The following is a 25477-nucleotide window of genomic DNA, read 5'->3' on the forward strand; positions in this document are numbered from 1 at the left end:
CCAGCCGCCCCGGCTCAGCCACCCTGCACCACCACCCGACGCGTCGCGGCCGCCTGCACCAGGCGCCCCGCACCCAGCAGCGCCACCGCCCACACCGCCTGGAAGGCGAAGGTGGACCACGGGTCGGCCTCGCCCATCAGCACATCGGCCGGCGCCTGGAGCAGCGACGACCACGGCAGGAGCCGTACGACCTCGCCGAGCTCACCCGGAAACACGTTCAGCGGCACGATCATCCCCGAGCAGAAGAACCCCACGATCCACGACATCTGCTGCGCCCCCGTGCCGTCCATCAGCCAGAACGCGCTCAACGCCACCAGGAACCGCAACCCGAAACCGACCACCATCGCCAGTGCCACGGCGACCAGGAACGCCGCCCAGGCCGCCATGTCCCGCGGCAACGCGGTCGGGAAGAACAGGGCGCCGAACACGAACGGCACCAGGCCCCGCCCCACGAGCTGGAACAACGCCCGCCCCAAGTCCGCCGACAGCCACCACAGTTGAAGATCGACCGGCCGGTACAGGTCGATCGCGATGTCACCCGTGCGGATGCGCTCCATCAACTCGGTCTCGACCCCGCCACCCCCCAGGGCGAGCGTCGACAACAGCGCCTGCCCCAGCCACACATACGTCACCGCCTGCGCCTGGTCATAGCCGCCGAGGTGCGGCTTCTCGTCCCACAGCGCCAGGTACGTGTAGACGAGGATCAGGCCGAAAACCGTGTTCGTGAACACTCCGGCGGCCGTGGCCACCCGATACGTCGCGTACCGTCTGAATCCGCCCGCCGCGACGGCCACGTACACCCGTCCCGCGCCCACACCCACCGCCCTCCAGGACCGCCCGACACCGAAGCGCCGGAGCCTACTGCGCGGCCGACCCGGACCTCTACGCATTTTCCGGGTGCAACGCGTGCCGATTGTCGGGAACGGAACGCATGGTGCGACAGTCTTCAACAGGGGGCGCAGAAGGCGTACGAGGGCGTACGGGAACGTACGACGCGAAACGGGAGTCCGTGCACGACATGAGTGACGAGCCGCAGCCGCAGCAGCCGACCCGGGGCACGGTGGTGTCGAGAGAGCCGCAGCCGGCCGACGCGCCTGGGAACAAGGCGGATGAAGGGGGCGAAGCAGTCGATATGCAGGAAAAGAAGCCGAAGAAGGCCAAACGCACCGGCTGGCGCCGCATCTTCCCGACCTGGCGCATGGTGCTGGGCACCTTCGTCCTCGGCATACTGCTGCTGATCGGCCTGTTCTTCCTCGGCTACTCCCTGGTCAAGATCCCGCCGGCCAACGCGCTCGCCACCAAACAGAGCAACGTCTACCTCTACGCCGACGGCACCGAGATCGCCCGCGACGGCGCGATCAACCGGGAGAACGTCACCCTCGCCCAGGTCTCCAAGGACGCCCAGCACGCCGTCCTCGCCGCCGAGGACCGCGACTTCTACACCGAGTCCGCCGTCGACCCCAAGGCGATGGTCCGGGCCGGCTGGAACACCGCCACCGGCAAGGGCAGGCAGTCCGGCTCCACCATCACCCAGCAGTACGTCAAGAACTACTACCTCGCGCAGGAGCAGACCGTCACGCGCAAGGTGAAGGAGTTCTTCATCTCCATCAAGCTCGACCGCACACAGAGCAAGGACCAGATCCTCGAGGGCTACCTCAACACCAGCTACTTCGGCCGCAACGCCTACGGCATCCAGGCCGCCGCCCAGGCCTACTACGGCGTCGACGCCGTGGACCTCGACCCCGCCAAGGGCGCCTACCTCGCCGCACTGCTCAACGCGCCCAGCGAGTACGACGTCATCGCCCACCCCGAGAACAAGGCCGCCGCCGAGGCCCGCTGGAACTACGTCCTCGACGGCATGGTCACCAAGGGCTGGATCAGCGCGGGCGACCGCGCCGGGATGAAGTTCCCGACACCGAAGGAAGCCAGCGCCGCCGCCGCGGGCATGTCCGGACAGCGCGGCTACATCGTCGACGCGATCAAGGACTACCTGAAGGACAACAAGATCGTCACCGCGGACCAGCTCGAGGCCGGCGGCTACCGCGTCACCACCACGCTCCAGAAGAGCCGACAGGACGCCTTCGTCAAAGCCGTCGACGACAAGCTCATGTCCAAACTGGACAAGAAGAACCGCAAGGTCGACACGTACGTCCGCGCGGGCGGCGCCGCCGTCGACCCCAAGACCGGCAAGGTCGTCGCCATGTACGGCGGCATCGACTACACCAAGCAGTACACGAACAACGCCACCCGCGGCGACTTCCAGGTCGGCTCCACCTTCAAGCCGTTCGTGTTCACCTCCGCCGTCCAGAACGGCTCCGTCACCCAGGACGGCCGCACCATCACCCCCAACACCTACTACGACGGCACCAACGAACGCCCCGTCCAGGGCTGGAGCGGCCCCGCCTACGCGCCCGAGAACGAGGACCACACCTCGTACGGCAACATCACCGTGCGCACCGCCACCGACAAGTCCGTCAACGCGGTGTACGCGCAGATGGCCGTCGACGTGGGCCCCCAGAAGGTCGAGGACACCGCCGTCGCCCTCGGCATCCCCGCCGACACCCAGGACCTCAACCCCTACCCCTCGATCGCGCTGGGCACCGCCACCGCCAGCGTCCTCGACATGGCGGAGGCGTACGCCACCCTGGCCAACCACGGCAGGATCGGCACGTACACGATGATCGACAAGGTCACCAAGGACGGCCAGGACGTCATGGAGATGCCCAAGGTGAAGGCCCGCCAGGCCGTCAGCCGCGAGGCCGCCGACACCACCACCTCCATCCTGCGCAGCGTCGTCGAGAACGGCACCGCCACCGCCGCCCAGGCCGCGGGCCGCCCCACGGCCGGCAAGACCGGAACCGCCGAGAACGACACGGCCGCCTGGTTCGCCGGCTACACCCCCGAACTGGCCACCGTCGTCTCCGTCATGGGCCAGGACCCCGTCACCGCCGCCCACAAACCGCTCTACGGCGCCATGGGCCTGCAGCGCGTCAACGGCGGCGGCGCGCCCACCGAGATCTGGGCGCAGTTCACCAGGGCCGCCCTCAAGGGCAAGCCCGTGACCGACTTCGACCTCCGGCTCCAGCCCGGCGCCGACCGGCAACAGGCCCCCGACACCGACCCCTTCCACGAGCGGCACGACAGCGCGGGCCAGGACAACGGCGGCGCCACCACCGACGGCGACACCGACGGCGGCGACACCGACGAGGACGAGACCACCGACGGCTCCACGGACGACGGCGGCACCGACGAGGGCGGGACCACCGACGGCGGCACCGACGAGGGCGGCTCCACGGACGGCGGGACGACGGACGGCGGCAACACCGACGAGGGCGGCTCCACGGACGGCGGCACCACCGACGGCGGACCGGACGACGGCACCGCCACCGGCGGCACGAACGACGGCGGCGCGACCAACGGCACCACCCTGGGCACAGGCGTCTTCGGCACCCGCAGGGAGTGACCGCCCGCCCCCGGTCAGTGACCGGAGGTCGCCTTCAGCCCCACCACGGCGACCAGCAGCAGCACCACGAAGAAGATCCGGGCGGCGGTCGCCGGCTCACCCAGCACCACCATGCCGACCACCGCCGCACCGGCCGCACCGATCCCCACCCACACCCCGTACGCGGTACCGATGGGCAGCGACTTCGCGGCGTACGACAGCAGCACCATGCTCGCGACGATGCCCGAGCCGGTGAGCAGACTCGGGACCAGCCGGGTGAATCCGTCGGTGTACTTCATCCCGACCGACCAGCCGACCTCGAGCAGACCGGCGACGACGAGCAGAACCCAGGCCATGACAGGCACCTCCGAGACATACCGGGCGAATACGGCTGCGTCGTCTTTGCCTGCGTCCCGGTACGGCGCGTCTCGTCGGGTTCCTCTCCAACGTAGCAAAAGAACAGAAAAAGGGCCGGTGACAACGGTCACCAGCCCTCTCCCACCGTGGATTCAGAGGTACAGCCCGGTCGAGTCCTCCGACCCCTCGAAACGGTCCGCCGCCACGGCATGCAGGTCGCGCTCACGCATGAGCACATACGCCACACCCCGCACCTCGACCTCGGCACGGTCCTCCGGGTCGTACAGCACCCGGTCGCCCGGCTCCACGGTCCGTACGTTCTGGCCCACCGCGACGACCTCGGCCCAGGCCAGGCGACGCCCCACGGCGGCCGTGGCGGGGATCAGGATGCCGCCACCGGAACGCCGCTCACCCTCGGAGGTGTCCTGCCGCACGAGTACGCGGTCGTGCAGCATCCGGATGGGCAGCTTGTCGTGACGGGGGTTGTGCTCGTTTCTGTTGGCGCTCACACCACTGAACCTACCTGGCCGAAGCCGATCCGTACGCGGGTGGGTCGCCCGCCACTCAGCCCTTGCGGCGCTTCGCCCCCACGGCGAGCAGCCCCACCAGCCCGACGGCGACGAGCGCGACCGGCACGATCCGCTCCAGGCGCGGCGCGCCCTCCTCGTCGACGAAGCGCGCCCGCACGTCGGTCACGGCCCGGTTGACACCGACGTAGGCGCGCCCGAGCGTGTGATCGATGTGGGAGGCGACCTTGGCCTTGGCGTCACCGACGACCGTCTTCGGGTGCACTCGCACACCGATCTCGTCGAGGGTCTCGGCCAGCACCTCGCGGCGGCTCTTGATGTCCGCCTCGATCTGCGCCGGGGTTCTGGTGTCCGACGTGTCCGCCACCGTACGGCCTCCGAAGTCTGCTGATGCGTTGTTCCGGACAGTCTGTCAGCTTCGCACCGCGCCGCACTGTCAGGACCCCCGGTTACGCTAGCCCGATGAGCGAGCGACTCCAGCCCGGGGACACCGCCCCCGCCTTCACCCTGCCCGACGCCGACGGCAACGAGGTGTCACTGGCCGACCACCAGGGCCGCAAGGTGATCGTCTACTTCTACCCGTCGGCCCTGACTCCCGGTTGCACCAAGCAGGCCTGCGACTTCACGGACAACCTCGACCTGCTGGCCGGCGCCGGGTACGACGTCATCGGCATCTCCCCCGACCAGCCGGAGAAGCTGGCCAAGTTCCGCGAGAAGGAGTCCCTCAAGGTCACGCTCCTGGCGGACCCGGACAGGCAGGCCCTCGACGCGTACGGCGCCTTCGGCGAGAAGAAGAACTACGGCAAGACGTACATGGGCGTCATCCGCTCCACGATCGTGGTCGACGAACAGGGCAAGGTCGAACACGCCCTGTACAACGTCCGCGCGACGGGCCACGTAGCCAAAATCATCAAGGACCTCGGCATCTGAGCCCCCCTCCCCCTGCCTGCGAACGGCCCGCGCCGGATGACCCCGACGCGGGCCGCTTCACGTTCCGGAGCGATGACCGGCGGGAAAGCCCGCGGTCGCTGTGCCCGGACTGCCACGTGGTCACGAGTACCTGGTGCGGAGGAGGCATACAGCGGCGCGCATGGCCCAGTAAGGTAGGCCCCGGCACAAGCGCCCGTACGCCAAGGGCTGAGCGGCGATCTTTAGGTGGTCGTGTCTGTCGGTTCGAATCCGACCGGGCGCACGACACAGGAAGAGCCCCTCGTCTTCGTCTCAGAAGCGAGGGGCTCTTTGTGCGTGTTCAGCCCAGCAGTTCCCGTACCGCTGGTACCAGTCCCCGGAACGCCTTGCCTCGGTGGCTGATCTCGTTCTTCTCGGCGGGGGTCAGTTCCGCGCAGGTGCGGGAATCGCCGTCGGGCTGGAGGATCGGGTCGTAGCCGAAACCGTTCGTGCCGGACGGGGTGTGGCGCAGGAGGCCGGGGAGCCGGCCCTCGACCACGCGTTCCGTGCCGTCGGGCAGGGCCAGTGCCGCCGCGCAGAAGAAGTGCGCGGCGCGGTGCTCGTCGGCGATGTCGGAGAGCTGGGCGAGGAGGAGGTCCAGGTTGGCCTGGTCGTCGCCGTGGCGGCCGGCCCAGCGGGCGGAGAAGATGCCGGGTGCGCCGTTGAGGACGTCGACGCACAGGCCCGAGTCGTCGGCGACCGCCGGGAGGCCCGTCGCCCGGGCCAGCGCGTGGGCCTTGAGGAGGGCGTTCTCGGCGAAGGTGACGCCGGTTTCCTTGACGTCGGGGATGTCGGGGTAGGCGTCCGCGCCGACGAGGGTGTGGGGCAGTCCTGCGTCGGCGAGGATCGACCTGAGTTCGGTGATCTTTCCGGCGTTGCGGGTGGCGAGGATCAGGCGGGTCATGGGGTCCAGTATCCCGGGACCGGTCCGGCCCGCCGCCTCGCCCGCGGACTTCCTACGGGGTGCAGACCTTCGTCAGTTCGCCGGCGGCGTCGGTGACGGGGCTGAGGTCGGGGGTGTTGTCGCCGTTGTCCACGGCGGTGCGGACGTTGCCCACGGCCTCGCGCAGGTCGTCGACCGCCTTGTTGACGTCGGTGTTGTCGGTCTTGTCGCCGATCCGGTCGAGGTCGTTCTCGATGGAGGTGAGGGATTCACCGAGCTGTGTCGGGTCGTTCGACGTGTTCTCGACGGCCTGCTGGAGGTTGGTCACGCTGTCGGCGATGGCGTCCGCGGTCTGGACGCAGTCGAGCGCCTTGTTGACTGCGTCGCAACCGGTGGTCAGGCCGGTGGTGAGTGCGACGGCCGCCACGACGGCGGCTATGGCGGTACGGCGACCTCGGCGTCGGCTCGCGCCCATGGGTGGTTCCCTCCCTGTCGGGCCCTGAGGGCCCCCGTTGCGGTACGGGCGCGCGGCGGTGTGCCGTGCGCCCGTACTCGTAGGGACGCCGAGGTCGGAGGTGTGGTTGCCCGTCCGGGCCGGCCTGCTTGGTGTCCCCTTTACTTTTCGAGGACGGTATCAAGTGCCGCGCGCTGTGCGGCGGCGAGTTCGACGCAGCCGGAAACCGCCAGGTCCAGAAGGGAGTTGAGCTCGTCGCGGGCGAAGGGCTCGGCTTCGGCGGTGCCCTGGACCTCGACGAAGCGGCCGTCGCCGGTGCAGACGACGTTCATGTCGGTCTCGGCGCGGACGTCTTCCTCGTAGCAGAGGTCGAGGAGGGGTACGCCGCCGACGATGCCGACGGAGACGGCGGAGACGGTTCCGGTGAGTGGCTGCCGTCCGGCCTTGACGAGTTTGCGGCCCTGGGCCCAGGTGATGGCGTCCGCGAGGGCGACGTAGGCGCCGGTGATGGCGGCGGTGCGGGTGCCGCCGTCGGCCTGGAGGACGTCGCAGTCGAGGACGATGGTGTTCTCGCCGAGTGCCTTGTAGTCGATGACCGCGCGCAGGGAGCGGCCGATGAGGCGGCTGATCTCGTGGGTGCGGCCGCCGATCTTGCCGCGGACGGATTCGCGGTCGCCGCGGGTGTTGGTGGCGCGGGGCAGCATGGAGTACTCGGCGGTGACCCATCCCTCGCCGCTGCCCTTGCGCCAGCGGGGGACGCCTTCGGTGACGGAGGCGGTGCAGAAGACCTTCGTGTCGCCGAAGGAGACGAGGACGGAGCCCTCGGCGTGCTTGCTCCAGCCACGTTCGATGGTGACGGGGCGGAGCTGTTCGGGGGTGCGGCCGTCGATTCGAGACATGGCGCTGAGCCTAGCCGTACAGAGGGAGGGGGCCCGTCCCGTGCCGGGAAGGGCCCCTGTCCGGGTGAGGCGGTGCCTCAGGTGGTGAGGGGGTGCCTCACATCATGTCTTCGATCTCCGCGGCGATGGGGTCGGCGTCGGTGCCGATGACGACCTGGATCGCGGTGCCCATCTTGACGACGCCGTGGGCTCCGGCGGCCTTGAGTGCGGCGTCGTCGACCAGACTCGCGTCGGCGACCTCGGTACGGAGCCGGGTGATGCAGCCTTCGACCTCTTCGATGTTGTCGATGCCGCCGAGCCCGGCAACGATCTTCTCAGCCTTGGTGGCCATGTTCCTTCTCCCTGATCCGAACCGCTTTGTCGCAGTAACCCACAGTTGGCCCATCTTCGCGAGCGGTCGTGCCGTGGGTACCGAAGGATGGCCTTCACGACAACGGAACCGTGCGCCAACTGGTCTACACCACCCCGCGGACGGTCGCCAAACCCGGTCCCCGCTGGAGGAGCCCGATGAGCGCCGACGCCATGGCCGGCCCGGCACGCCGACGCTGGAACAGCCTGTTCCAGGGCCTGCAGAAGATGGGCCGCAGTCTTCAGCTCCCCATCGCCGTGCTGCCGGCCGCCGGCATTCTCAACCGGCTCGGGCAGCCGGACATGTTCGGGGCCGACGGGCTGGGCTGGACCGATGTCTCGCAGGTGATGAAGGGCGCGGGCGGCGCGCTGCTGGACGGCTCCCTGGGGTTGCCGCTGCTGTTCTGCGTGGGCGTGGCGATCGGGATGGCCAAGAAGTCCGACGGGTCCACCGCGCTGGCGGCGGTGGCGGGCTTCCTTGTCTACTTCAATGTGCTGCGCCAGTTCCCGCAGGACTGCGCGCCGGGGTCGCGGCCGGTCGCCACGGGATGCCAGGTGACGGACGGGTCGGTCACGGCGTTCACGTACCAGAACCCGGGGGTGTTCGGCGGGATCGTGATGGGGCTGCTGGCGGCCTTCTTCTGGGCGCGCTATCACCGTACGAGGCTGGTGGACTGGCTGGGCTTCTTCAACGGCCGCCGGCTGGTGCCGATCATCATGGCGTTCACGGCGATCGTGTTCGCGGCGTTGTGTCTGTGGATCTGGCCGCCGATCGGTGGCGCGCTGGAGAGCTTCAGCGACTGGCTGAGTGATCTGGGCGCCTGGGGCGCCGGCATCTTCGGGGTCGCGAACCGGGCGCTGCTGGTGATCGGGCTGCACCAGTTCCTGAACGTGCCGCTCTGGTTCCAGTTCGGCAGCTACACCGAGCCCGACGGCACGGTGGTGCACGGTGACATCAACATGTTCCTGGCGGGTGATCCGCACGCGGGGCAGTTCACCTCGGGCTTCTTCCCGATCATGATGTTCGCGCTGCCGGCGGCGGCGCTGGCGATCACGCACTGCGCGAAGCCGCACCGGCGCAAGGAGGTGGGGGGGCTGATGCTCTCGGTGGCGCTGACGTCGTTCGTCACCGGGATCACCGAGCCACTGGAGTACTCGTTCCTGTTCGTCGCGCCGTTGCTGTACGTGTTCCACGCGCTGTTGACGGGTGTGTCGATGGCGGTGACGTGGGCGCTGGGGGTGCACGACGGGTTCGCGTTCTCGGCGGGCTTGATCGACTACGTCATCAACTGGCAGCTGGCGACGAGACCGTGGGCGATCATTCCGGTCGGGCTGTGCTTCGCGGCGGTCTACTACGCCGTATTCCGCTTCGCCATCACCCGGTTCGACCTGCGCACGCCCGGCCGGGAGCCGGAGGACGAGGTCGAGGACGTCACGAAGGTCTGACGGGGCCGGCGGGGGTCGCGCGAGGGGTACTGCGCGTAGCGCTCCGGTTGCGAATTTGACGGGTTCCTTATACCGCCTTCATCGTGTACAACAGGTCTACACCACTGAGTGGTGTAGACCACCACCCGATGGAGGAAGTCTATGAGCACCGCCAGCGCCACGGCGGCTCCCGCAAAGAAGCGGGGATCCGGCCTGTTCCAGGGCCTGCAGAAGGTCGGCCGGAGCTTGCAGCTCCCGATCGCCGTGCTGCCGGCGGCGGGCCTGATCGTCCGACTTGGCCAGCCCGATGTGTTCGGTGCCGACGGTCTCGGATGGGACAAGGTCGCCTCGGTCTTCAACAACGCAGGCGGTGCCATCACGGGCAACCTGCCGCTCCTCTTCTGTATCGGCGTCGCCATCGGCTTCGCCAAGAAGTCGGACGGCTCCACCGCGCTCGCCGCGCTGGTGGGCTTCCTGGTCTACAGCAAGGTCCTGGAATCCTTCCCGGTGACCGAGGCCAAGGTCCAGGCAGGTGCGGACATAGCAGCCACCTACAACAACCCCGGTGTCCTGGGCGGCATCATCATGGGCCTGTTGTCCGCAGTGATCTGGCAGCGCTACCACCGCACGAAGCTGGTCGACTGGCTCGGCTTCTTCAACGGCCGCCGCCTGGTGCCGATCATCATGGCCTTCGTCGGCATCCTCGTCGGTGTCTTCTTCGGTCTCGTCTGGGAGCCGGTCGGCGAGGTCATCGGCAACTTCGGCGAGTGGATGACCGGTCTGGGCTCGGGCGGCGCCGCACTCTTCGGTCTGATCAACCGTGGCCTGATCCCCATCGGTATGCACCAGTTCGTGAACACCGTCGCATGGTTCCAGCTCGGTGAGTTCAAGGACTCGGCGGGCACCGTCTTCACCGGTGACTACAACCGCTTCCTCCACGGCGACCCGACGGCCGGAATGTTCATGTCCGGCTTCTTCCCGATCATGATGTTCGGTCTGCCGGCCGCCGCGATCGCCATCGCGCACTGTGCCCGCCCCGAGCGCCGCAAGGCCGTGATGGGCATGATGATCTCGCTCGCCCTGACGTCCTTCGTGACCGGTGTGACCGAGCCCATCGAGTTCTCGTTCATGTTCATCGCCCCGGTGCTGTACCTGATCCACGCGGTCCTGACGGCCGTCTCCATGGCGGTCACCTGGGCACTGGGCGTACACGCGGGCTTCAACTTCTCCGCGGGCTTCATCGACTACGCGCTCAACTGGAACCTGGCCACCAAGCCCTGGCTGATCATCCCCATCGGCCTGGTGTTCGCCGCGATCTACTACAGCGTCTTCCGCTTCGCGATCACCAAGTTCAACCTCCCCACCCCGGGCCGTGAGCCCGAGGAGGAGATCGAGGACCTCACGAAGGCGTGAGCCCCCTGCGCAAGGCATGACGAAGGCCCCGGAACCGTCACGGTTCCGGGGCCTTTCGTCTGTCCGTCGGGGTCCGCTATATCTCGTACGACACCCTCGGCGCCGCCAGCTCCACCGGCCCGTCGTAGACCGCGCGCGCGTCCGCCAGGTTGATGCGGGGGTCCGTCCACGGCGGGATGTGGGTCAGGACGAGGCGGCGGGCACCGGCCCGGGCCGCCGTCTCACCCGCCTCGCGGCCGTTGAGGTGCAGGTCGGGGATGTCTTCCTTGCCGTGTGTGAAGGCGGCCTCGCACAGGAACAGGTCGGTGTCCCGGGCGAGTTCCTCCAGCGCCGCGGTGGCACCCGTGTCACCGGAGTACGTCAGCGAGCGGCCGCCGTGCTCGATCCGGATGGCGTACGCCTCCACGGGGTGGGCGACGCGTTCGGTGTGCACGGTGAAGGGCCCGACCTCGAAGGTGGACGGCTTCACGGTGTGGAAGTCGAAGACCTCGCTCATGGACGAGGCGGTGGGGGTGTCGGCGTAGGCCGTGGTGAGGCGGTGCTCGGTGCCCTCGGGTCCGTAGACCGGGAGCGGGTCGCAGCGGCCGCCGTCGTGGCGGTAGTAGCGCGCGACGAAGTAGGCGCACATGTCGATGCAGTGGTCGGCGTGCAGATGGCTCAGGAAGATCGCGTCGAGGTCGTAGAGACCGCAGTGGCGCTGCAACTCGCCCAGGGCACCATTGCCCATGTCGAGCAGCAGCCTGAAGCCGTCGGCCTCTACGAGGTAGCTCGAGCAGGCCGATTCCGCGGACGGGAACGACCCCGAGCAGCCGACGACGGTGAGCTTCATAAAGCAGAAACCTCCGCGGGCGGGAACAGCTGGGAAACAGGGAGACGGGGGTCGTGCGATCCGTCGAGCGTAAGGCGCAAAACCCCCGGTCGCTCCTCCGCCAGGGGCCGTTGTGGGCGAACTCACCTGTGGTGTCACCGGTTCGGCTGGAAGTGCGGTGCAAGGGGCGCGGGATAGGGCGCGCAATGGTGAATGCGCGCCGGTAACGTCGTCGTATGGACACGTCATGGTGGCTGGCACTGGCGGCGGTGGTGCTGCTCGCGCTGGTCGCCGTGCTCGTCGACGGCTGGGGCCGCAGCGGCCGGCCGCCCCGGCGCCGGACCCGGCCCCCCGGGCGGCCCGGGCGGCGCGGGGGCTCGGGGCGGCCGCGGCCGGCGGAGATCTGGTGGGCGAGCGTGCCCTACGAGGACGGGCCGGGGGGCAAGGACCGGCCGTGTCTGGTGCTGTCGGTGCGCGGGCGGCGGGCGACGGTCGCGAAGATCACGAGCAGGTACCACGACGAGCGGGCCGGGGTGATCCCGCTGCCGCCGGGTGCGGTCGGGGACGCGCACGGGCGGACGAGTTTCCTGGAGACGGACGAGCTGCGCCAGGTGCCGCTGGTCGACTTCCGGCGGCGGGTGGGGGTGGTGGACCCGGTCCTGTGGGACCAGGTCCGCCACCTCACGACGTAGCGCGGCCGGTCCTCGGGCCGTCAGGCCCGTGACCGGTCCCGGTCAGGCCCAGAGCTGGCCCTGGAGGGTCGCGATGGCCTCCTCGGTGGTGGCCGCGGTGTAGACGCCGGTGGAGAGGTACTTCCAGCCGCCGTCGGCCACGACGAACACGATGTCGGCGCTCTCGCCCGCCTTGACGGCCTTGGTGCCGACGCCGATCGCGGCGTGCAGGGCGGCGCCGGTGGAGACGCCGGCGAAGATGCCCTCCTGCTGGAGCAGCTCACGGGTGCGGGTGACCGCGTCCGCCGAGCCGACGGAGAAGCGGCTGGTCAGCACGGAGGCGTCGTAGAGCTCGGGGACGAAGCCCTCGTCGAGGTTGCGCAGGCCGTAGACCAGGTCGTCGTAGCGCGGTTCGGCGGCGACGATCCGTACGTCCGGCTTGTGCTCGCGGAGGTAGCGGCCGACTCCCATCAGCGTGCCCGTGGTGCCGAGGCCGGCCACGAAGTGGGTGACGGAGGGGAGGTCGGCGAGGATCTCCGGGCCGGTGGTGGCGTAGTGGGCGCCGGCGTTGTCGGGGTTGCCGTACTGGTAGAGCATCACCCAGTCCGGGTGTTCGGCGGCCAGTTCCTTGGCGACCCTTACGGCGGTGTTGGAGCCGCCGGCGGCCGGGGAGGGGACGATCCGCGCGCCCCACATGCCGAGCAGGTCCCGGCGTTCCTGCGAGGTGTTCTCGGGCATCACGCACACCATGTGGTAGCCCTTGAGCCTGGCCGCCATGGCGAGGGAGATGCCGGTGTTGCCGGAGGTGGGTTCGAGGATGGTGCAGCCCGGGGTGAGGCGGCCGTCCTTCTCCGCCTGCTCGATCATGTGCAGGGCCGGGCGGTCCTTGACGGAGCCGGTGGGGTTGCGGTCCTCCAGCTTGGCCCAGATGCGGACCTCGGGGGACGGCGACAGCCGCGGCAGGCGCACCAGAGGGGTGTTGCCCACCGCGGCCAGCGGGGAGTCGTAGCGCATGGGTGACCGGGAGCCGATCAGGCCATGCCGCCGGCCACGGCCGGCAGGATCGTCACGTTGTCGCCGTCGGACAGTTTGGTGTTGATGCCGTCGAGGAAGCGGACGTCCTCGTCGTTGAGGTAGACGTTGACGAAGCGGCGCAGTTCGCCGCCGTCGACGATGCGGGCCTGGACCCCCGGGTGCCGGGTGTCGAGGTCGGCGAACAGCTCGGCGAGGGTGTCCCCGGTGGCGTCGACCGCCTTCGCGCCGTCGGTGTAGGTGCGGAGGATGGTGGGGATGCGGACCTCGATGGCCATGGCTCAGGGCTCCTGTCGGGAGTGTTCAGGTCGGTGGGCGCGCGGCGGCGCGGGGCGTGCTCGGTGTCCGTACGCGGGTCGGGCGCCGAGGGCCCACGGGCCGTACGGCGGCAGGGATCTGCGTCAACAGATGGCGCTGGCGAGCCTGCACAGGTCGACGTGCAGCCGCGCCACGAGCAGCGTGCCCGGCGTCCTGTCACTCACGTCGTGGAAAACCATGGGCTCATCGTATCGATTCCCGGTCCGGGTCCCGGAAGGTGATCCCACATACCGGACGGGTTCCGGCCGGGGAGTGAGACGGAGCGGTCCGGGGCGGCCCGCTCGCGGTGCTGCGGGCCCCGACGACGGCATCGGTGACGGCCCGAGTGCCGGTCCCAATCCCGGTGCCGGTCCCGGTGTCAGTACGCCGTCACGACCTTGACCTCCTCCTCCGTGACCTCGCCCTCGACGATCCGGAAGGAACGGAACTGGAAGTCGCCCGCGTCGTCGGTGTCCGCGGTCGAGACGAGGACGTAGTGCGCGCCGGGCTCGTTGGCGTAGGAGATGTCGGTGCGGGAGGGGTAGGCCTCGGTCGCGGTGTGGGAGTGGTAGATGATCACCGGCTCCTCGTCGCGGTCGTCCAGGTCGCGGTAGAGCCTGAGCAGGTCCTGCGAGTCGAACTCGTAGAACGTGGGCGAGCGGGCCGCGTTCAGCATGGGGACGAAGCGCTCGGGCCGGCCCTCGCCCGCCGGGCCCGCGACCACGCCGCACGCCTCGTCGGGGTGGTCCTGGCGGGCGTGTTCGACGATCCGGTCGTACAGGTCCTGGGTGATGGTCAGCATGCCGGTCAGGATAAACAGACGGGCCGTGCCGTACCGAGGGTCGGTACGGCACGGCCCGTATGCCGGACGTCCTGAGCGGCTGCCGGAGGGGACACCACGAGTGCTCCCCGCGGCCGGACGTCCTCGGGGGAGGTGATCAGCCGGCGTTCTCCAGTGCCGGTTCGCGGCGCTCGGCGACCCGCGGGTTGCGGGTCTTGAGCACCGACCAGCCGATGGCCAGGGCGGCGGCCCAGCCCGCCATCACGTAGAGACAGACCCGGGATTCGGCGTCGTAGGCGATGAGGCCGGTGACGAAGAGGAGGAACGCGATGGCGATGTAGGAGCACACCGCGCCGCCCGGCGCCGGGAAGGAGGAGGCGGGCAGGCGGCCCGCCACGACCGCGCGGCGGTAGCGGACGTGGCAGATCAGGATCATCAGCCAGGTCCAGATGCCGGCCGCGGTGGCGACGGAGGTGACGTAGCTGAAGGCCTTGTCCGGGACGACGTAGTTCAGGACCACGCCGATGCCCATGAACAGCATGGAGACGGTGATGCCGAGCGCGGGGGTCTTCGTCGAGGAGAGCCGGTTGAAGACCCTCGGGGCCTCGCCGCTGTCCGCGAGGGTGCGCAGCATGCGGCCCGTGGAGTACATGCCGGAGTTGCAGGAGGACAGGGCGGCGGTCAGCACGACGAAGTTGACGATGCCCGCGCCGGCCGGGATGCCGATCTTCGCGAAGGCCTCGACGAAGGGGCTGACGCCGGGGGCGAACTCGGTCCACTTCACCACGCACAGGATGACGGTGAGGGCGCCGACGTAGAACAGCGCGATGCGCCAGGGCAGGGTGTTGATCGCCTTGGGGAGGGTCTTCTCCGGGTCCTCGGACTCGCCCGCCGTGACGCCGACGAGCTCGACCGCGAGGTAGGCGAACATGACGCCCTGGAGGGTCATCAGGGACGAGCCGATGCCCTTGGGGAAGAAGCCGTCGAACTGCCAGAGGTTGGCGACCGAGGCGGTGTCACCGGCGGAGCTGAAGCCGAAGGTGAGGACGCCCAGGCCGATCACGATCATGCCGATGAGCGCGGTGACCTTGACCATCGAGAACCAGAACTCGATCTCGCCGAAGAGCTTGACCGAGATCAGGTTGGCCACGAACAGCACGACCAGGAAGACCAGCGCCGTCACCCATTGGGGGACGGACGGGAACCAGTAGTTGACGTAGATCGCGGCGGCGGTGAGTTCCGCCATGCCGGTGACGACCCACATCAGCCAGTACGTCCAGCCGGTGAAGTAGCCGAAGAACGGGCCGAGGAACTCGCGTGAGTACTCCGCGAACGAGCCCGAGACCGGGCGGTAGAGCAGCAGCTCGCCGAGCGCCCGCATGATGAAGAAGATGATCACGCCCGCGAGGGCGTACATGAGGATGAGGCTGGGGCCCGCCTTGGCGATGTTCGCCCCTGCGCCGAGGAAGAGGCCGACGCCGACGGCTCCGCCGATCGCGATCATCTGGACCTGGCGGCTGCCGAGCCCGCGCTCGTATCCCTCTTCGGGGGTGTTGTCCTTCTCGACCTGCACAGAGGTCATGTGTGGTGCGCCCTTTCTCCATGCCGACCCGGGCCTCTCGTCGACCTCGGATCGGGTTGCGATCCCCCCGGATGTATGGAGCTGTGCCTGGCCGACGGTCGTCGGCTCGGTGGCGCACCCGGCGGAACATGGGTGGTGTTCGCCGGGCGGTCGTGAAGATCTATCACGCCCACGACACTGATCACCTGGGCGGTTTGTGGCGCACCACACAAGGAGAGACGGCCAAAGGGTGCACAAAGTGGACACAGTCGGCCGCCCCGGTGACGGGATCGTTATCCGGATTTGAGCGTCCTCTGAGCGAACGCTTTGCCGGATTTGTCAGGGCATAAGGGTGGAAACGAGCGTCTCCTGGAGCCCGCCCAGCCAGAGATAGGCCATCACCATCGGCTTGCGCGGGTCCTCGTCCGGCAGGCGGTAGAGGACGTCGGTGTCGTCCTCGTCGCTGATCTCCAGCCGGGAGCCGATCGCCAGCCGCAGGTCGTTGAGGGAGTTCAGCCACTGACGGGACTCGCCGGGCGACAGCTTCAGCACCGCGCCGCTGTCACCGGCGACGGGGGCCAGCGCGTCCAGGGTGCGGATCACCGTGAGGGCGTTGTCCCGCTTGCCGGCCCGCAGGTCGTTCTCGGTGAAGCGGCGGAACTCGGCGGAGTGGGCCCGCTGCTTCTCGGCCTCCTGCGGACCCGCGGCGCCCTCCGGGTCGCCGTAGGCGTCCGGGAAGAGCCTTCTGAGGACCGGGTCGGCGGGCGGTTCGCTCGGACCCTCGGCGAACAGCTCGGCGAGCGGGTCGTCCGCGGCGTCCTCGGCGGGGCCGGGACCGATGAGCTCCAGGAGCTGCACGGTCAGCGACCGGATGATGGAGATCTCGACGTCGTCGAGGGCGACGGCCGCGCCGCCGCCGGGAAGCGGTTCGAAGTGTCCGGGCATGAAGGCGATTCGCTACTTCCGGTCCTGCTGGAGGGTGGCCCACAGACCGTAGCCGTGCATGGCCTGCACGTCGCGTTCCATCTCCTCGCGACTGCCGCTGGAGACGACCGCCCGGCCCTTGTGGTGGACGTCGAGCATGAGCTTGGTGGCCTTGTCCTTGGAGTAGCCGAAGTACGACTGGAAGACGTACGTCACATAGCTCATGAGGTTGACCGGGTCGTTGTGGACGATCGTGACCCAGGGGACGTCGGGCTCGGGTACGGCGAAAACCTCCTCCGCCGACTCGGTGCGTTCGATCTCCAGGGGTGCGGGTGACGTCACAGGGCCCATGCTGCCACCCAAGGGGGGCAGCCGCACAAACGCCCTGCCCGGGGCGGCCCCGGACCTTAAATCGTCAGACTGACGAAATGGGAGTACGATCCGTCGTCATGCTGCACACCCGGGGGACCGCCCCCGGGCCCCCGGCGGTGTCCGGGGGTGTCCGAGGAGTCACGGCTAGGAGAGCTTTGGTGGACGTAGCGGACCTTGGGCTGCCGGTGGACGTTCCCTCGACGGCGCTCTTCACCGACCAGTACGAGCTGACGATGCTCCAAGCGGCCCTGAAAGCGGGCACCGCCGAGCGGCGCAGCGTCTTCGAGGTCTTCACCCGGCGGCTGCCGGAAGGCCGGCGCTACGGCGTGGTCGCGGGCACCGGGCGGGTCCTGGACGCGATCGAGAACTTCCGCTTCGACCCGGACGTCCTGGGCTTCCTGCGCGAACGGGCCGTCGTCGACGAGGCGACCCTGGAGTGGCTCGCCGCCTACCGTTTCTCCGGTGACGTCTGGGGCTACCCCGAGGGCGAGGTGTACTTCCCGGGCTCCCCGATCATGCGGGTGGAGGGTTCCTTCGCCGAGTGCGTGCTGCTGGAGACGGTGATCCTCTCCATCCTCAACCACGACTCGGCGATCGCGGCCGCCGCCTCCCGGATGTCCTCCGCCGCCGGGAACCGGCCGCTGATCGAGATGGGCGCCCGGCGCACCCATGAGCTGGCCGCCGTCGCCGCCTCCCGCGCCGCGTACCTCGGCGGCTTCTCCTCCACCTCCGACCTGGCCGCCGGCTTCCGCTACCACATCCCCACGGTCGGCACCTCCGCGCACGCCTTCACCCTGCTGCACGACCACGAGCGGGACGCGTTCCGGGCGCAGGTGGTCTCGCTGGGCCGGGGCACGACCCTGCTGGTGGACACCTACGACGTCGCCGAGGCGGTCCGTACGGCGGTGGAGGTCGCCGGACCCGAGCTGGGCGCGGTACGCATCGACTCCGGCGACCTGCTGCTGGTGGCGCACCGGGTGCGCCACCAGCTGGACGAGCTGGGCGCGACCGACACGAAGATCATCGTGACCTCCGACCTGGACGAGTACGCGATCGCCTCACTGGCCGCCGCCCCCGTGGACGCGTACGGCGTCGGTACGCAGCTGGTGACCGGCTCCGGGCACCCGACCTGCGCGATGGTCTACAAGCTGGTGGCCCGCGCCGAGTCCGCCGACCCGAAGGCGCCGCTGCTGCCGGTGGCGAAGAGGTCCACCGGTGGCAAGACCTCCGTCGGCGGCCGCAAGTGGGCCGCGCGGCGGCTGGACGAGCACGGGGTCGCCGAGGCCGAGGTCGTCGGCACGGGCGCGGTGCCCGGCGAGCTGGCGGACCGGCAGCTGCTGGTCGAGCTGGTCAAGGGCGGCGAGGTGGTCGCCCGCGAGCCCCTGGACGTCGTACGGGACCGCCACACCGCGGTCCGGTCCCGGCTGCCGCTGTCGGCGACCCAGCTCTCACGCGGGGAACCCGTCCTTCCTACGGAGTACGTCCACGGGCGGTCGGGTAGCTAGAGCGAGTGCCCTCGCCGCCCTCGTTCCCGCCCACGACCGCCCCCTCCCGCATCGCCGCCGAAGTCTCTAGGCTCGGAGTTTCACGGCCGGGCCCAGCACCTCTTCCCTTCCCCACGAAGACCCCATAGCCGAAGGACACCGACCATGCGCCGCGCCTTGATCGTCGTAGACGTGCAGAACGACTTCTGCGAGGGAGGCAGCCTCGCGGTGGCCGGAGGTGCCGATGTCGCCGCCGCGATCACCGAGCTGATCGGGCAGGCGCCCGCCGGCTACCGGCACGTGGTGGCCACCCGTGACCTGCACATCGCACCCGGCGGCCACTTCGCCGACAACCCCGACTTCGTCCGCTCCTGGCCGGCGCACTGTGTGGCCGGCACGGAGGGGGTGGGTTTCCACCCGAACTTCGCGCCCGTGGTCGCCTCCGGGGCGATCGACGCCGTGTTCGACAAGGGGGCGTACGCGGCGGCGTACAGCGGTTTCGAGGGCGCCGACGAGAACGGCGTCTCCCTGGGCGACTGGCTCAGGGCGCGGCAGATCGACGAGGTGGACGTGGTGGGCATCGCCACGGACCACTGTGTGCGGGCCACCGCCCTGGACGCGGTACGGGAGGGTTTCCGCACCCAGGTGCTCCTCGACCTGACCGCGGGGGTGGCCGAGGACTCCACCGAACGGGCACTGGAGGAACTGCGCACGGCGGGCGTCGAACTGACCGGAAAGCCGGTCGTCTAGCCCGCCGGGGGCGGCGAAGCGCTACGCGAGGCCCGGGTGAAGGGCTACCTGAGACCCGCGTGAAGGGCTACGCGGGGGCCGGTGGGCGTCTGAGGAGGGCTCTGATGGGGTGCCACAGCTCCGGGACCATGGTGACGGCGCTGTCGGGCGAGGTACGCCATATCAGGCCGTCGGGATGGTGCAGGACCGCGGTGATCTCGTCGGGGGTCGGCGGCGCCGCGTTGCCGCGCAGGTAGACGGCGCGCATGCCCAGGTTGCGGAGCCTGGTCAGGGCCCGCGCCCGGTTCTGGGCGTGGACCAGGACACGGACGCCCGTCGAGCCGTCGACGGCGGGGCTGGGCAGGTTCAGCGCCACCACCACCATGCCGTTCGGCAGCTTGCAGAAACCTCCTGCGGCCATGCGGTCACACCCCCGTGAGCGTCGGTGTCAATAAGAAATCCACAGGACGCACCTAAACACGACCGGCGGCAACCCGCCAAGGGGTTGCCGCCGATACGCTTCTGACCTGCGAAAACTCCGCTTACTTGGAGGAAGGTCCAACCTGGAGCTTGATCGTCGAGCCGTTCAGCGGCTCGTCGACGATCAGGATCCGGGTGTTGGTGTCAGTGACCTTGACACCGGCGTACGGGTTCGACGCGTCGTAGTACGTCGAGCGGCGGTCGTCGAAGAGCGGGACGCCGAGCTTCGACTTGATCTTGGTGGCGACGTCCGCGCTGTGCAGCGTGACGGCGTCCGTCGGGTACCAGCTGAACGGCGAGTCGTAGGCCTGGACGCGGTTGCGCATCAGCGTGCCGTCGGACCACTTCAGCGGCGTCGGGTGGGAGTCGATCGGCAGGATCAGGCCCTCGCCCGGGTGCGCGCTGGTGTTGTCGTCCGCCTGGGAGGTGTCCCACTTCCAGATCAGCAGACCGTTCTGGTAGGCGTAGTGCTCCACCCAGTCCGGACGGGTCTTCGAGAAGCCGAAGTTGTACGGGCCGGTCTTCAACTGCTTGTCGTACGAGACGTACTGGCGGTTCTCGGCGATGTAGTACTGCGCGTAGTCGTCCGTGATGGACGCGCCGATGCGGGAGAAGCCCGCCGCCGTCCAGGCCGCGTCCGCGGACTCGGCGTTGTCGGAGAACAGGGTCGCGCCGTCGGCGGTCACCGTGATCTCGTCGGCCGCGAAGCCCTTCTGCGCCACGCCGCCGTCGGTCTGGTAGCGGAAGCGCAGGTCGACCTTCTTGCCCGCGTAGGCGTCGAGCGGGAACGTCAGCTTCTGGTAGGCGTCCACCGAGCCGGTGAGGGCGGGCTTGCCGCTGCCGTCGCGCGGGATGGCGCTGCCGTCGGCCAGAGTGCCGTCGACCGGCGTCCAGTTGGCGCCGCCGTCGGCGGAGACCTCGGTGTAGAGGTAGTCGTAGTCCTGCTCGATGTCCCACCAGCCGTCGAGGCTGAGGCTCGCGGCGGACTTGCCGGTCAGGTCGACCGAGCGCGTCAGAGTGTTGCGCAGGTCGTCACCGCTGCCGCTCCACCACTGCGTGGCGCCCTGCGCCGGGGCGACGACGTCGGTGGTGACCGTCTTCTTCGGCAGCGTGACCACGAGGGCCTGCGGGTTCTTGGTGTTGTACTCCGCGACGCCCAGCGTGTGCGAGGACCGCTTGCCGGCCTTCGCCACGTCGTAGTCGAGCCAGCCGAGCTGGAGCTTGTCCCAGGCGTTCATGTCGCCGGGGAGGTCGCCGATGGCGTCCTTGCCGGTGCCGAGCCAGGAACCGGACGACATCAGGGTCCAGAAACCGGTGGAGTTCTCGCCGCCCGCGGTGTCGTACTCGTCGGGCAGGCCGAGGTCGTGGCCGTACTCGTGGGCGTAGACGCCCAGGCCGCCGTTCTCCGGCTGGATGGTGTAGTCGCCGACCCAGATGCCGGTGTCGCCGATCTGCGTGCCGCCGAGCCTGTTGGTGTCCGGACCGGTGGAACCGGCGTCGGTGCCGAAGGCGTACCAGCGGTGCGCCCAGATCGCGTCCTCGCCCTGGGCGCCGCCGCCCGCGGACTCGTCCTCACCGGCGTGCACGATCTGGAAGTGGTCGATGTAGCCGTCCGGCTCGTTGAAGTCGCCGTCGCCGTCGTAGTCGTAGCGGTCCCACTGGTCGAACCGGGCCAGCTCCGTCTTGATCTCGGCGGCCGTGTCACCGGCGGCCTCGCGCTCGGCGACCCAGGCGTTGACGCCGTCCTGCACCGCGTACCAGGCGCCGGTGGAGGCCTTGTTGGAGCCGTAACGGGCCTCGTTGTAGGGCACCTTGACCCAGTCGGTGACCTCGCCGTCGACCGAGTAGCGGCCCGAGGACTGCTTCTCGTAGTACTTCTTCAGCGACTCGGTGTTCTTGCCGGCGCCAAAGTACAGGTCCTGGAAGTGCTTCTGGTTGTAGTCCGCCTGCCAGGCCGTGCTGTTGTCCTTGGCACGGTCCGGCGCGGCTATCTTGTTGTGCAGCGGGCCGGGGGTGCCGCCGTAGCGGCTGTCGACCTGGTCGCCGAACTCGACGAGAATCGTGAAGATCTTGTCGGTCTTCTCACGGCCGAGCTCGACGTACTTGCCGGCGCCCTTGCGGCCCTTCAGCTGGACGACCTTCGAGCCGTCCCGGTTCTTCACCGACGCCTCGCCGGAGATGACCTGCTGGAGAGCCTCCTCGCGCTGTGCCTCCTGGGTCCTGCTCAGGGGGCCGTCGAGGTCGTGCTCCTTGCCCTTCACCGGCTGCGGGTCGTGCCGGTCCACCGCGGGAGCTCCCGCGGGGGTGTTCTCCGCGGCCTGCGCCACCGCGAAGGTCGAGAACGTCGCCGAGGCCGCCGCGAGGGCGACGACCGTGGCGGCCGCTCTGAACGTCCATGGTCTGCTGCTCACTTGATGTCCTCCCCTGACGCAAACCGGGCGCGCGGAGGGGGGTCCTGTTCATGGAAGGTCCGCGCGGGGTTATACGCGTGTAGTCAAGTGACGACATTTGACTACTGGTTTAGAAGAAAAGACAGACCTTGACTTGAGCAGGACAACTGCATTATGTGAAGCGGGCGTTCGCATTGCGGACACGAGGTCGTAACACAACAGGCGCGTACGGCTGTCCACTTCCTGGACGTCATGACTCCGTGCGCCCCCCGTGCACCGGCACTGTTCGTCAGGTCACGCTTACCGTTCGTTCCACTCGGGCATGCAGCCGATTAGAGTCGACCGGCGGAAGACCCGGAAGCCGGCGGAAAGCCAGGCCGATAGCCCCTCTCACCCCCCTTTCTCATCCGAGGACACGATTGCCATGCCTCGTCCGACTGCCGCACAGCTCGCCTACGGTTCATCCACCGTGATCTTCTCGACGCTCGCCATGCTGCTGCTGTCACAGACGAGTTCGGGCGTGGGGATCGCGGTCATCGCCCTCGCGGCACTCGCGCTGGGACTCCTGGTGGCGATGACGGTCCCGTTGCCGAAGCCGCGCGCCGGTGCCGCGGCCGAGGGGCCCGAGGCCGTCGCGGCACCCGAGAGCGTCCGGGTGCCCGAGGCCGTCGAGGAGCGGGTGCCGACGGCTCCCTGACCCCGTCCTGCACCCCGCACACACAGTCGGCGGGCCCGTGTGACCACGGGCCCGCCGTTTCCGCTGCGCGTGGGGCGTCAACGGGTGCTGACCACCACCGTCTTGGCCGCCTTGTCGTGCAGACCCTGCTTGTAGGGCTTGTCGAAGTAGCTCCAGCCGCCCGCAATGATGGTCCAGACGCAGGCGCAGCAGAACGCGAACGGGATCCACAACACCGCCGCGCGCACCAGCGAGGTCTGGGTCGAGGGCGTCCCGCCGTTGTCGAGGTTGGCCACCCGCATGCCGAGCCACTTCATGCCGAGGGTCTGTCCCGACCTGGCGATCAGGAAGGTGTCGTAACCGATGTAGAGCACGGCGGCGACGAGGGACTGCACGAAGGACTTGCCGTAGGAGATCTTGTCGGCGTTCACGTCGTACTCGTGGACCCCGAACGGCCAGGTGACCAGCCAGACGACGATGCCCACGAGGATGAGGTCGATGATCCGGGCGAGGGTGCGCCTGCCGCTCTCCGCGAGCGGGGGCATCCCCGCGAGCGGATCGGCGGGGTACTGGCCGCCGCCGTAGGGACCGCCGCCGCCCTGGGGGCCGCCCGCGCCGTAGGGGCCCGCCCCGCCGTACGGGTCGCCGCCGTAGGGCGGCGGCTGGCTGCCGTACGGGGAGCCGCCGCCGTACGGCGGCTGACCACCCGGGGGCGGCGGCTGGCCGCCCGGGGGCGTGGGTTCCTGGCCGCCCTGCGGGGTGTCGTACGGCGAGCCCGCGCCCTGCCCGGGCGGGGGCTGCTTCCTGAACGGATCGTCGTCCGGTGGCTGCTGACCGGAGCCGGGGGGCGGTTCGCTGCTCATGGCCCGAGTCGACCGCGAACCCCACGGCTCCGCATCCGGCGAGCGGCCGTCCGGAGTACTGATTTCGGCCGCTCGTCCCCGTATACGGTCAGTCCGCCACGAACGTGTGCGCGGCCTTGTCGTGCCAGCACTGGTGCCACGGCCGGTCGAACAGGCACCACAGGACGCCCACGACACCGATGCCCAGCAGTCCCGGGACGCTGTAGACGAGCCAGCGGCGCAGGGAGGCGCCGAAGGCCGGGGGCTCGTGGCCCTCGATGTCCCGCACCTCCAGACCGAACAGTCTCTTGCCCAGCGTGCGGCCCCATCTGGCGGTGGGCAGCGCCTCGTAGAGGATGCCGAAGCCGAGCAGCACGGCCAGGACGATGCCGAGGTAGACCGCCGTCGTACCGTCGAGCAGCCAGACCGTGACGGTCCGGCCGGACAGCTTGGCGGTGTCGATCTTCTCGTTGACGTGGTCGAGCGCCTTCGTGCCGAGCGGGACGGCGGCCGCGGAGGTGACGGCCGCGAGGACCAGCGTGTCGACGAGCCGGGCGGCGAGGCGCTTGCCGACCCCCGCGGGGCGGGCGGCCGCCCGGCGCCGGGCGGCGGCCTGGAACACGTCCTCGACCGGCGGCTTCCAGGGCGCCACGGGGCCGCCCTCGTCCGCGCCCGCCAGCCGGTGCACCTGCTGCGCCCAGGAGGGCTGGCCGCCGCCCGACCCGCCGCTCATCGGCGTCATCGGCGCGGCGCCCTGCGGGGGGACGCCGGCGGCGGCCTCCACCGGCGACTGTGCCGACGCCTGCGACGCCGCACGGGCCGCGGCGGCCTTCCCGGCACCGAAACCGGGGCGTCCGGTACCGGCGCCGGACGCGGGCGTCGCGACGGGGCCCTGGGGGCCGTAGCCGTCGGCCCCGAACTCCTCGGCAGGCCCGGCGCCCGGAGCCCGCGGACCGGCCGCCGGCGTTCCGGCGGCACCCGCGGGTCCCCCAGGTCCCATCGGCCCCTGCGGCCCGAATCCGGCGGCCCCGGGGCCCCCGGCCGGGCCCGGTACGCCGCTCGCGTGCGCGGACGCGCCCCCGGACTGCGCTCCGGGCGCCCCGTCCTGCCGCGCCGTGCGCGGGGGTGCCGGGCGGAAGGTCATGGTGCCCTCGTCCCCGGCGGGAGCGCCGGGGCGGGAGACGCCGGGAGCCGCCGGGTCGGCGGGGGCGCCGGAGGCCACCGCCGCGCCGGATCCGGCGGTCGGCCGGCGGAACATGAACGTCCCGTCGGCCGGGACATCGCCCGAGTCCGCGGGCGTCCCCGGCGCGCCCGGTTCGGGCCGCTCCGCGGCGACCCGGGGGTCGGCGCCCTGCGGCGCGCCCCAGGAGACCCTGCGGTCCTGGTCGCCGCCGAAGCCGGACTGCCGGGACCGGTCGGCGCCCCAGGCGGACGCGGGCTCGGGACGGCTGCCGTGCTGAGCCTCGGCCGGGGTGACCGGCCGCTGCTGCCCGGGGTCCTCGTCGAAGAAGTGCGGGCCGGTCTCCTCGACCGGCGCGGGCGCGGACGCCTGCGCCCCGCCGGACGGCGGCGTGAGCGACGCTCCGCCGGACGGGGCCGGACGGCTGGTGCCCGGTACCCAGGAGGCACCGTTCCAGTACCGGACATATCCAGGAATGGACGGGTCCGGGTAATACCCCTCGCGGGGCCTGTCGTCACCGGGTGCCGGGGTTGGGGCGCTCATGTCCGTCGTCC

The 25477-nt window shown here is 69.9% G+C and carries 28 protein-coding genes, 1 tRNA gene and 1 riboswitch; of the genes, 9 read left to right on the forward strand and 20 right to left on the reverse strand.

Features of this window, described 5'->3' with window-relative positions; all coding sequences use genetic code 11:
• Positions 1-14 precede the first annotated feature (14 nt).
• Positions 15-815: an ABC transporter permease gene (locus tag ACWCQK_RS09545; RefSeq protein WP_451153637.1), complete on the reverse strand. Its 801-nt coding sequence runs from the start codon at positions 813-815 to the stop codon at positions 15-17.
• A 203-nt stretch (positions 816-1018) separates the two neighbouring features.
• Here ACWCQK_RS09545 and ACWCQK_RS09550 point away from each other — a divergent pair, with 203 nt between their 5' ends.
• The gene (locus ACWCQK_RS09550) at positions 1019-3463 is read left to right on the forward strand and encodes a transglycosylase domain-containing protein (RefSeq protein ID WP_451153639.1); all 2445 of its coding nucleotides are present in this window, start codon (positions 1019-1021) and stop codon (positions 3461-3463) included.
• Positions 3464-3477: 14 nt separating this feature from the next.
• Here ACWCQK_RS09550 and sugE read toward each other — a convergent pair whose 3' ends face one another.
• From sugE to ACWCQK_RS09565, 3 genes are all read right to left on the reverse strand, one after another.
• Entirely contained in the window at positions 3478-3798 is a 321-nt protein-coding gene (gene sugE, locus ACWCQK_RS09555; protein WP_451153641.1) for a quaternary ammonium compound efflux SMR transporter SugE, read from the reverse strand.
• 34 nt (positions 3799-3832) lie between these two features.
• Positions 3833-3902, reverse strand: a riboswitch (guanidine-III (ykkC-III) riboswitch).
• Between the two features lie 49 nt (positions 3903-3951).
• On the reverse strand, positions 3952-4308 hold the full coding sequence (locus ACWCQK_RS09560; RefSeq protein WP_451153643.1) for a GroES family chaperonin: 357 nt from the start codon (positions 4306-4308) through the stop codon (positions 3952-3954).
• Positions 4309-4363: 55 nt separating this feature from the next.
• The gene (locus ACWCQK_RS09565; RefSeq protein ID WP_451153645.1) at positions 4364-4693 is read right to left on the reverse strand and encodes a DUF3618 domain-containing protein; all 330 of its coding nucleotides are present in this window, start codon (positions 4691-4693) and stop codon (positions 4364-4366) included.
• Between the two features lie 95 nt (positions 4694-4788).
• Between ACWCQK_RS09565 and bcp the strand changes: the two genes are divergently transcribed.
• Together bcp and ACWCQK_RS09575 are read left to right on the forward strand one after the other, a co-directional pair.
• Positions 4789-5256 (forward strand): thioredoxin-dependent thiol peroxidase, encoded by a 468-nt coding sequence (bcp, locus tag ACWCQK_RS09570; RefSeq protein ID WP_451153647.1) that lies wholly within the window; start codon positions 4789-4791, stop codon positions 5254-5256.
• Between the two features lie 189 nt (positions 5257-5445).
• A tRNA-Leu gene (locus ACWCQK_RS09575) sits at positions 5446-5518 on the forward strand.
• 57 nt (positions 5519-5575) lie between these two features.
• Here ACWCQK_RS09575 and rdgB read toward each other — a convergent pair.
• The 4 genes from rdgB to ACWCQK_RS09595 all read right to left on the reverse strand — a co-directional run bounded on the left by rdgB (position 5576) and on the right by ACWCQK_RS09595 (position 7841).
• The gene (gene rdgB / locus ACWCQK_RS09580) at positions 5576-6178 is read right to left on the reverse strand and encodes an RdgB/HAM1 family non-canonical purine NTP pyrophosphatase (RefSeq protein ID WP_451153649.1); all 603 of its coding nucleotides are present in this window, start codon (positions 6176-6178) and stop codon (positions 5576-5578) included.
• A gap of 52 nt (positions 6179-6230) precedes the next feature.
• Positions 6231-6632 (reverse strand): hypothetical protein, encoded by a 402-nt coding sequence (locus ACWCQK_RS09585; RefSeq protein ID WP_451153651.1) that lies wholly within the window; start codon positions 6630-6632, stop codon positions 6231-6233.
• Between the two features lie 140 nt (positions 6633-6772).
• Positions 6773-7510, reverse strand: coding sequence for a ribonuclease PH (gene rph, locus ACWCQK_RS09590; RefSeq protein ID WP_451153653.1), 738 nt, complete (start codon positions 7508-7510; stop codon positions 6773-6775).
• 97 nt (positions 7511-7607) lie between these two features.
• Positions 7608-7841 carry a glucose PTS transporter subunit EIIB gene (locus ACWCQK_RS09595; RefSeq protein WP_043228148.1) on the reverse strand — a complete coding sequence of 78 codons (234 nt, stop codon included), beginning with the start codon at positions 7839-7841 and terminating at the stop codon, positions 7608-7610.
• 176 nt (positions 7842-8017) lie between these two features.
• On the opposite strand from ACWCQK_RS09595, the gene ACWCQK_RS09600 reads away from it, so the two are divergent.
• Together ACWCQK_RS09600 and ACWCQK_RS09605 are read left to right on the forward strand one after the other, a co-directional pair.
• Entirely contained in the window at positions 8018-9304 is a 1287-nt protein-coding gene (locus ACWCQK_RS09600) for a PTS transporter subunit EIIC (RefSeq protein WP_451153655.1), read from the forward strand.
• 141 nt (positions 9305-9445) lie between these two features.
• Positions 9446-10696, forward strand: a complete 1251-nt coding sequence (locus tag ACWCQK_RS09605) for a PTS transporter subunit EIIC (protein ID WP_451153657.1) — start codon at positions 9446-9448, stop codon at positions 10694-10696.
• A 76-nt stretch (positions 10697-10772) separates the two neighbouring features.
• Here the strand turns inward: ACWCQK_RS09605 and ACWCQK_RS09610 are convergent, their stop codons facing one another.
• Positions 10773-11525, reverse strand: coding sequence for an MBL fold metallo-hydrolase (locus tag ACWCQK_RS09610; protein WP_451153659.1), 753 nt, complete (start codon positions 11523-11525; stop codon positions 10773-10775).
• A 215-nt stretch (positions 11526-11740) separates the two neighbouring features.
• Between ACWCQK_RS09610 and ACWCQK_RS09615 the strand changes: the two genes are divergently transcribed.
• Positions 11741-12196, forward strand: a complete 456-nt coding sequence (locus ACWCQK_RS09615; RefSeq protein ID WP_451153661.1) for a type II toxin-antitoxin system PemK/MazF family toxin — start codon at positions 11741-11743, stop codon at positions 12194-12196.
• Positions 12197-12238: 42 nt separating this feature from the next.
• Here the strand turns inward: ACWCQK_RS09615 and ACWCQK_RS09620 are convergent, their stop codons facing one another.
• The 7 genes from ACWCQK_RS09620 to clpS form a co-directional block, all read right to left on the reverse strand.
• The gene (locus ACWCQK_RS09620) at positions 12239-13189 is read right to left on the reverse strand and encodes a PLP-dependent cysteine synthase family protein (protein ID WP_451153663.1); all 951 of its coding nucleotides are present in this window, start codon (positions 13187-13189) and stop codon (positions 12239-12241) included.
• Between the two features lie 17 nt (positions 13190-13206).
• Positions 13207-13485: a MoaD/ThiS family protein gene (locus ACWCQK_RS09625; RefSeq protein WP_451153665.1), complete on the reverse strand. Its 279-nt coding sequence runs from the start codon at positions 13483-13485 to the stop codon at positions 13207-13209.
• A 123-nt stretch (positions 13486-13608) separates the two neighbouring features.
• Entirely contained in the window at positions 13609-13704 is a 96-nt protein-coding gene (locus ACWCQK_RS09630; protein WP_311315062.1) for a putative leader peptide, read from the reverse strand.
• A 179-nt stretch (positions 13705-13883) separates the two neighbouring features.
• Entirely contained in the window at positions 13884-14306 is a 423-nt protein-coding gene (locus ACWCQK_RS09635; protein ID WP_451153667.1) for a Mov34/MPN/PAD-1 family protein, read from the reverse strand.
• A gap of 136 nt (positions 14307-14442) precedes the next feature.
• A complete protein-coding gene (locus ACWCQK_RS09640) occupies positions 14443-15867 on the reverse strand; it encodes an amino acid permease (RefSeq protein ID WP_451153669.1) in 1425 nt (474 codons plus the stop codon).
• Between the two features lie 318 nt (positions 15868-16185).
• Positions 16186-16791, reverse strand: coding sequence for a DUF2017 domain-containing protein (locus ACWCQK_RS09645; protein ID WP_451153671.1), 606 nt, complete (start codon positions 16789-16791; stop codon positions 16186-16188).
• Positions 16792-16803: 12 nt separating this feature from the next.
• Positions 16804-17121, reverse strand: coding sequence for an ATP-dependent Clp protease adapter ClpS (gene clpS / locus ACWCQK_RS09650; protein ID WP_451153673.1), 318 nt, complete (start codon positions 17119-17121; stop codon positions 16804-16806).
• Positions 17122-17300: 179 nt separating this feature from the next.
• Here clpS and ACWCQK_RS09655 point away from each other — a divergent pair, with 179 nt between their 5' ends.
• Positions 17301-18647, forward strand: a complete 1347-nt coding sequence (locus ACWCQK_RS09655) for a nicotinate phosphoribosyltransferase (RefSeq protein WP_451153675.1) — start codon at positions 17301-17303, stop codon at positions 18645-18647.
• A gap of 144 nt (positions 18648-18791) precedes the next feature.
• Positions 18792-19376 carry a nicotinamidase gene (locus ACWCQK_RS09660; protein WP_451153677.1) on the forward strand — a complete coding sequence of 195 codons (585 nt, stop codon included), beginning with the start codon at positions 18792-18794 and terminating at the stop codon, positions 19374-19376.
• Between the two features lie 67 nt (positions 19377-19443).
• Here ACWCQK_RS09660 and ACWCQK_RS09665 read toward each other — a convergent pair whose 3' ends face one another.
• Complete coding sequence (locus ACWCQK_RS09665; protein WP_451153679.1) at positions 19444-19776, reverse strand: hypothetical protein; 333 nt, start codon at positions 19774-19776, stop codon at positions 19444-19446.
• A 121-nt stretch (positions 19777-19897) separates the two neighbouring features.
• Positions 19898-22246, reverse strand: coding sequence for an immune inhibitor A domain-containing protein (locus ACWCQK_RS09670; RefSeq protein WP_451153681.1), 2349 nt, complete (start codon positions 22244-22246; stop codon positions 19898-19900).
• A gap of 403 nt (positions 22247-22649) precedes the next feature.
• Between ACWCQK_RS09670 and ACWCQK_RS09675 the strand changes: the two genes are divergently transcribed.
• A complete protein-coding gene (locus tag ACWCQK_RS09675; protein ID WP_451153683.1) occupies positions 22650-22922 on the forward strand; it encodes a hypothetical protein in 273 nt (90 codons plus the stop codon).
• 77 nt (positions 22923-22999) lie between these two features.
• Here ACWCQK_RS09675 and ACWCQK_RS09680 read toward each other — a convergent pair whose 3' ends face one another.
• Both ACWCQK_RS09680 and ACWCQK_RS09685 read right to left on the reverse strand, forming a co-directional pair.
• Positions 23000-23764, reverse strand: coding sequence for an RDD family protein (locus ACWCQK_RS09680; RefSeq protein ID WP_451153685.1), 765 nt, complete (start codon positions 23762-23764; stop codon positions 23000-23002).
• Between the two features lie 88 nt (positions 23765-23852).
• Positions 23853-25466 carry an RDD family protein gene (locus ACWCQK_RS09685; RefSeq protein ID WP_451153687.1) on the reverse strand — a complete coding sequence of 538 codons (1614 nt, stop codon included), beginning with the start codon at positions 25464-25466 and terminating at the stop codon, positions 23853-23855.
• Positions 25467-25477 lie beyond the last annotated feature (11 nt).

The organism is Streptomyces sp. NPDC002306, from assembly GCF_053593435.1.

Coding starts and splice junctions, on each gene's coding strand:
- ACWCQK_RS09550 (WP_451153639.1), top strand. CDS start 1,019: ATGAGTGACGAGCCGCAGCCGCAGCAGCCGACCCGGGGCACGGTGGTG.
- sugE (WP_451153641.1), bottom strand. CDS start 3,798: ATGGCCTGGGTTCTGCTCGTCGTCGCCGGTCTGCTCGAGGTCGGCTGG.
- bcp (WP_451153647.1), top strand. CDS start 4,789: ATGAGCGAGCGACTCCAGCCCGGGGACACCGCCCCCGCCTTCACCCTG.
- rdgB (WP_451153649.1), bottom strand. CDS start 6,178: ATGACCCGCCTGATCCTCGCCACCCGCAACGCCGGAAAGATCACCGAA.
- ACWCQK_RS09585 (WP_451153651.1), bottom strand. CDS start 6,632: ATGGGCGCGAGCCGACGCCGAGGTCGCCGTACCGCCATAGCCGCCGTC.
- rph (WP_451153653.1), bottom strand. CDS start 7,510: ATGTCTCGAATCGACGGCCGCACCCCCGAACAGCTCCGCCCCGTCACC.
- ACWCQK_RS09595 (WP_043228148.1), bottom strand. CDS start 7,841: ATGGCCACCAAGGCTGAGAAGATCGTTGCCGGGCTCGGCGGCATCGAC.
- ACWCQK_RS09600 (WP_451153655.1), top strand. CDS start 8,018: ATGAGCGCCGACGCCATGGCCGGCCCGGCACGCCGACGCTGGAACAGC.
- ACWCQK_RS09605 (WP_451153657.1), top strand. CDS start 9,446: ATGAGCACCGCCAGCGCCACGGCGGCTCCCGCAAAGAAGCGGGGATCC.
- ACWCQK_RS09610 (WP_451153659.1), bottom strand. CDS start 11,525: ATGAAGCTCACCGTCGTCGGCTGCTCGGGGTCGTTCCCGTCCGCGGAA.
- ACWCQK_RS09615 (WP_451153661.1), top strand. CDS start 11,741: ATGGACACGTCATGGTGGCTGGCACTGGCGGCGGTGGTGCTGCTCGCG.
- ACWCQK_RS09620 (WP_451153663.1), bottom strand. CDS start 13,189: ATGCGCTACGACTCCCCGCTGGCCGCGGTGGGCAACACCCCTCTGGTG.
- ACWCQK_RS09625 (WP_451153665.1), bottom strand. CDS start 13,485: ATGGCCATCGAGGTCCGCATCCCCACCATCCTCCGCACCTACACCGAC.
- ACWCQK_RS09630 (WP_311315062.1), bottom strand. CDS start 13,704: ATGGTTTTCCACGACGTGAGTGACAGGACGCCGGGCACGCTGCTCGTG.
- ACWCQK_RS09635 (WP_451153667.1), bottom strand. CDS start 14,306: ATGCTGACCATCACCCAGGACCTGTACGACCGGATCGTCGAACACGCC.
- ACWCQK_RS09640 (WP_451153669.1), bottom strand. CDS start 15,867: ATGACCTCTGTGCAGGTCGAGAAGGACAACACCCCCGAAGAGGGATAC.
- ACWCQK_RS09645 (WP_451153671.1), bottom strand. CDS start 16,791: ATGCCCGGACACTTCGAACCGCTTCCCGGCGGCGGCGCGGCCGTCGCC.
- clpS (WP_451153673.1), bottom strand. CDS start 17,121: ATGGGCCCTGTGACGTCACCCGCACCCCTGGAGATCGAACGCACCGAG.
- ACWCQK_RS09660 (WP_451153677.1), top strand. CDS start 18,792: ATGCGCCGCGCCTTGATCGTCGTAGACGTGCAGAACGACTTCTGCGAG.
- ACWCQK_RS09665 (WP_451153679.1), bottom strand. CDS start 19,776: ATGGCCGCAGGAGGTTTCTGCAAGCTGCCGAACGGCATGGTGGTGGTG.
- ACWCQK_RS09675 (WP_451153683.1), top strand. CDS start 22,650: ATGCCTCGTCCGACTGCCGCACAGCTCGCCTACGGTTCATCCACCGTG.
- ACWCQK_RS09680 (WP_451153685.1), bottom strand. CDS start 23,764: ATGAGCAGCGAACCGCCCCCCGGCTCCGGTCAGCAGCCACCGGACGAC.
- ACWCQK_RS09685 (WP_451153687.1), bottom strand. CDS start 25,466: ATGAGCGCCCCAACCCCGGCACCCGGTGACGACAGGCCCCGCGAGGGG.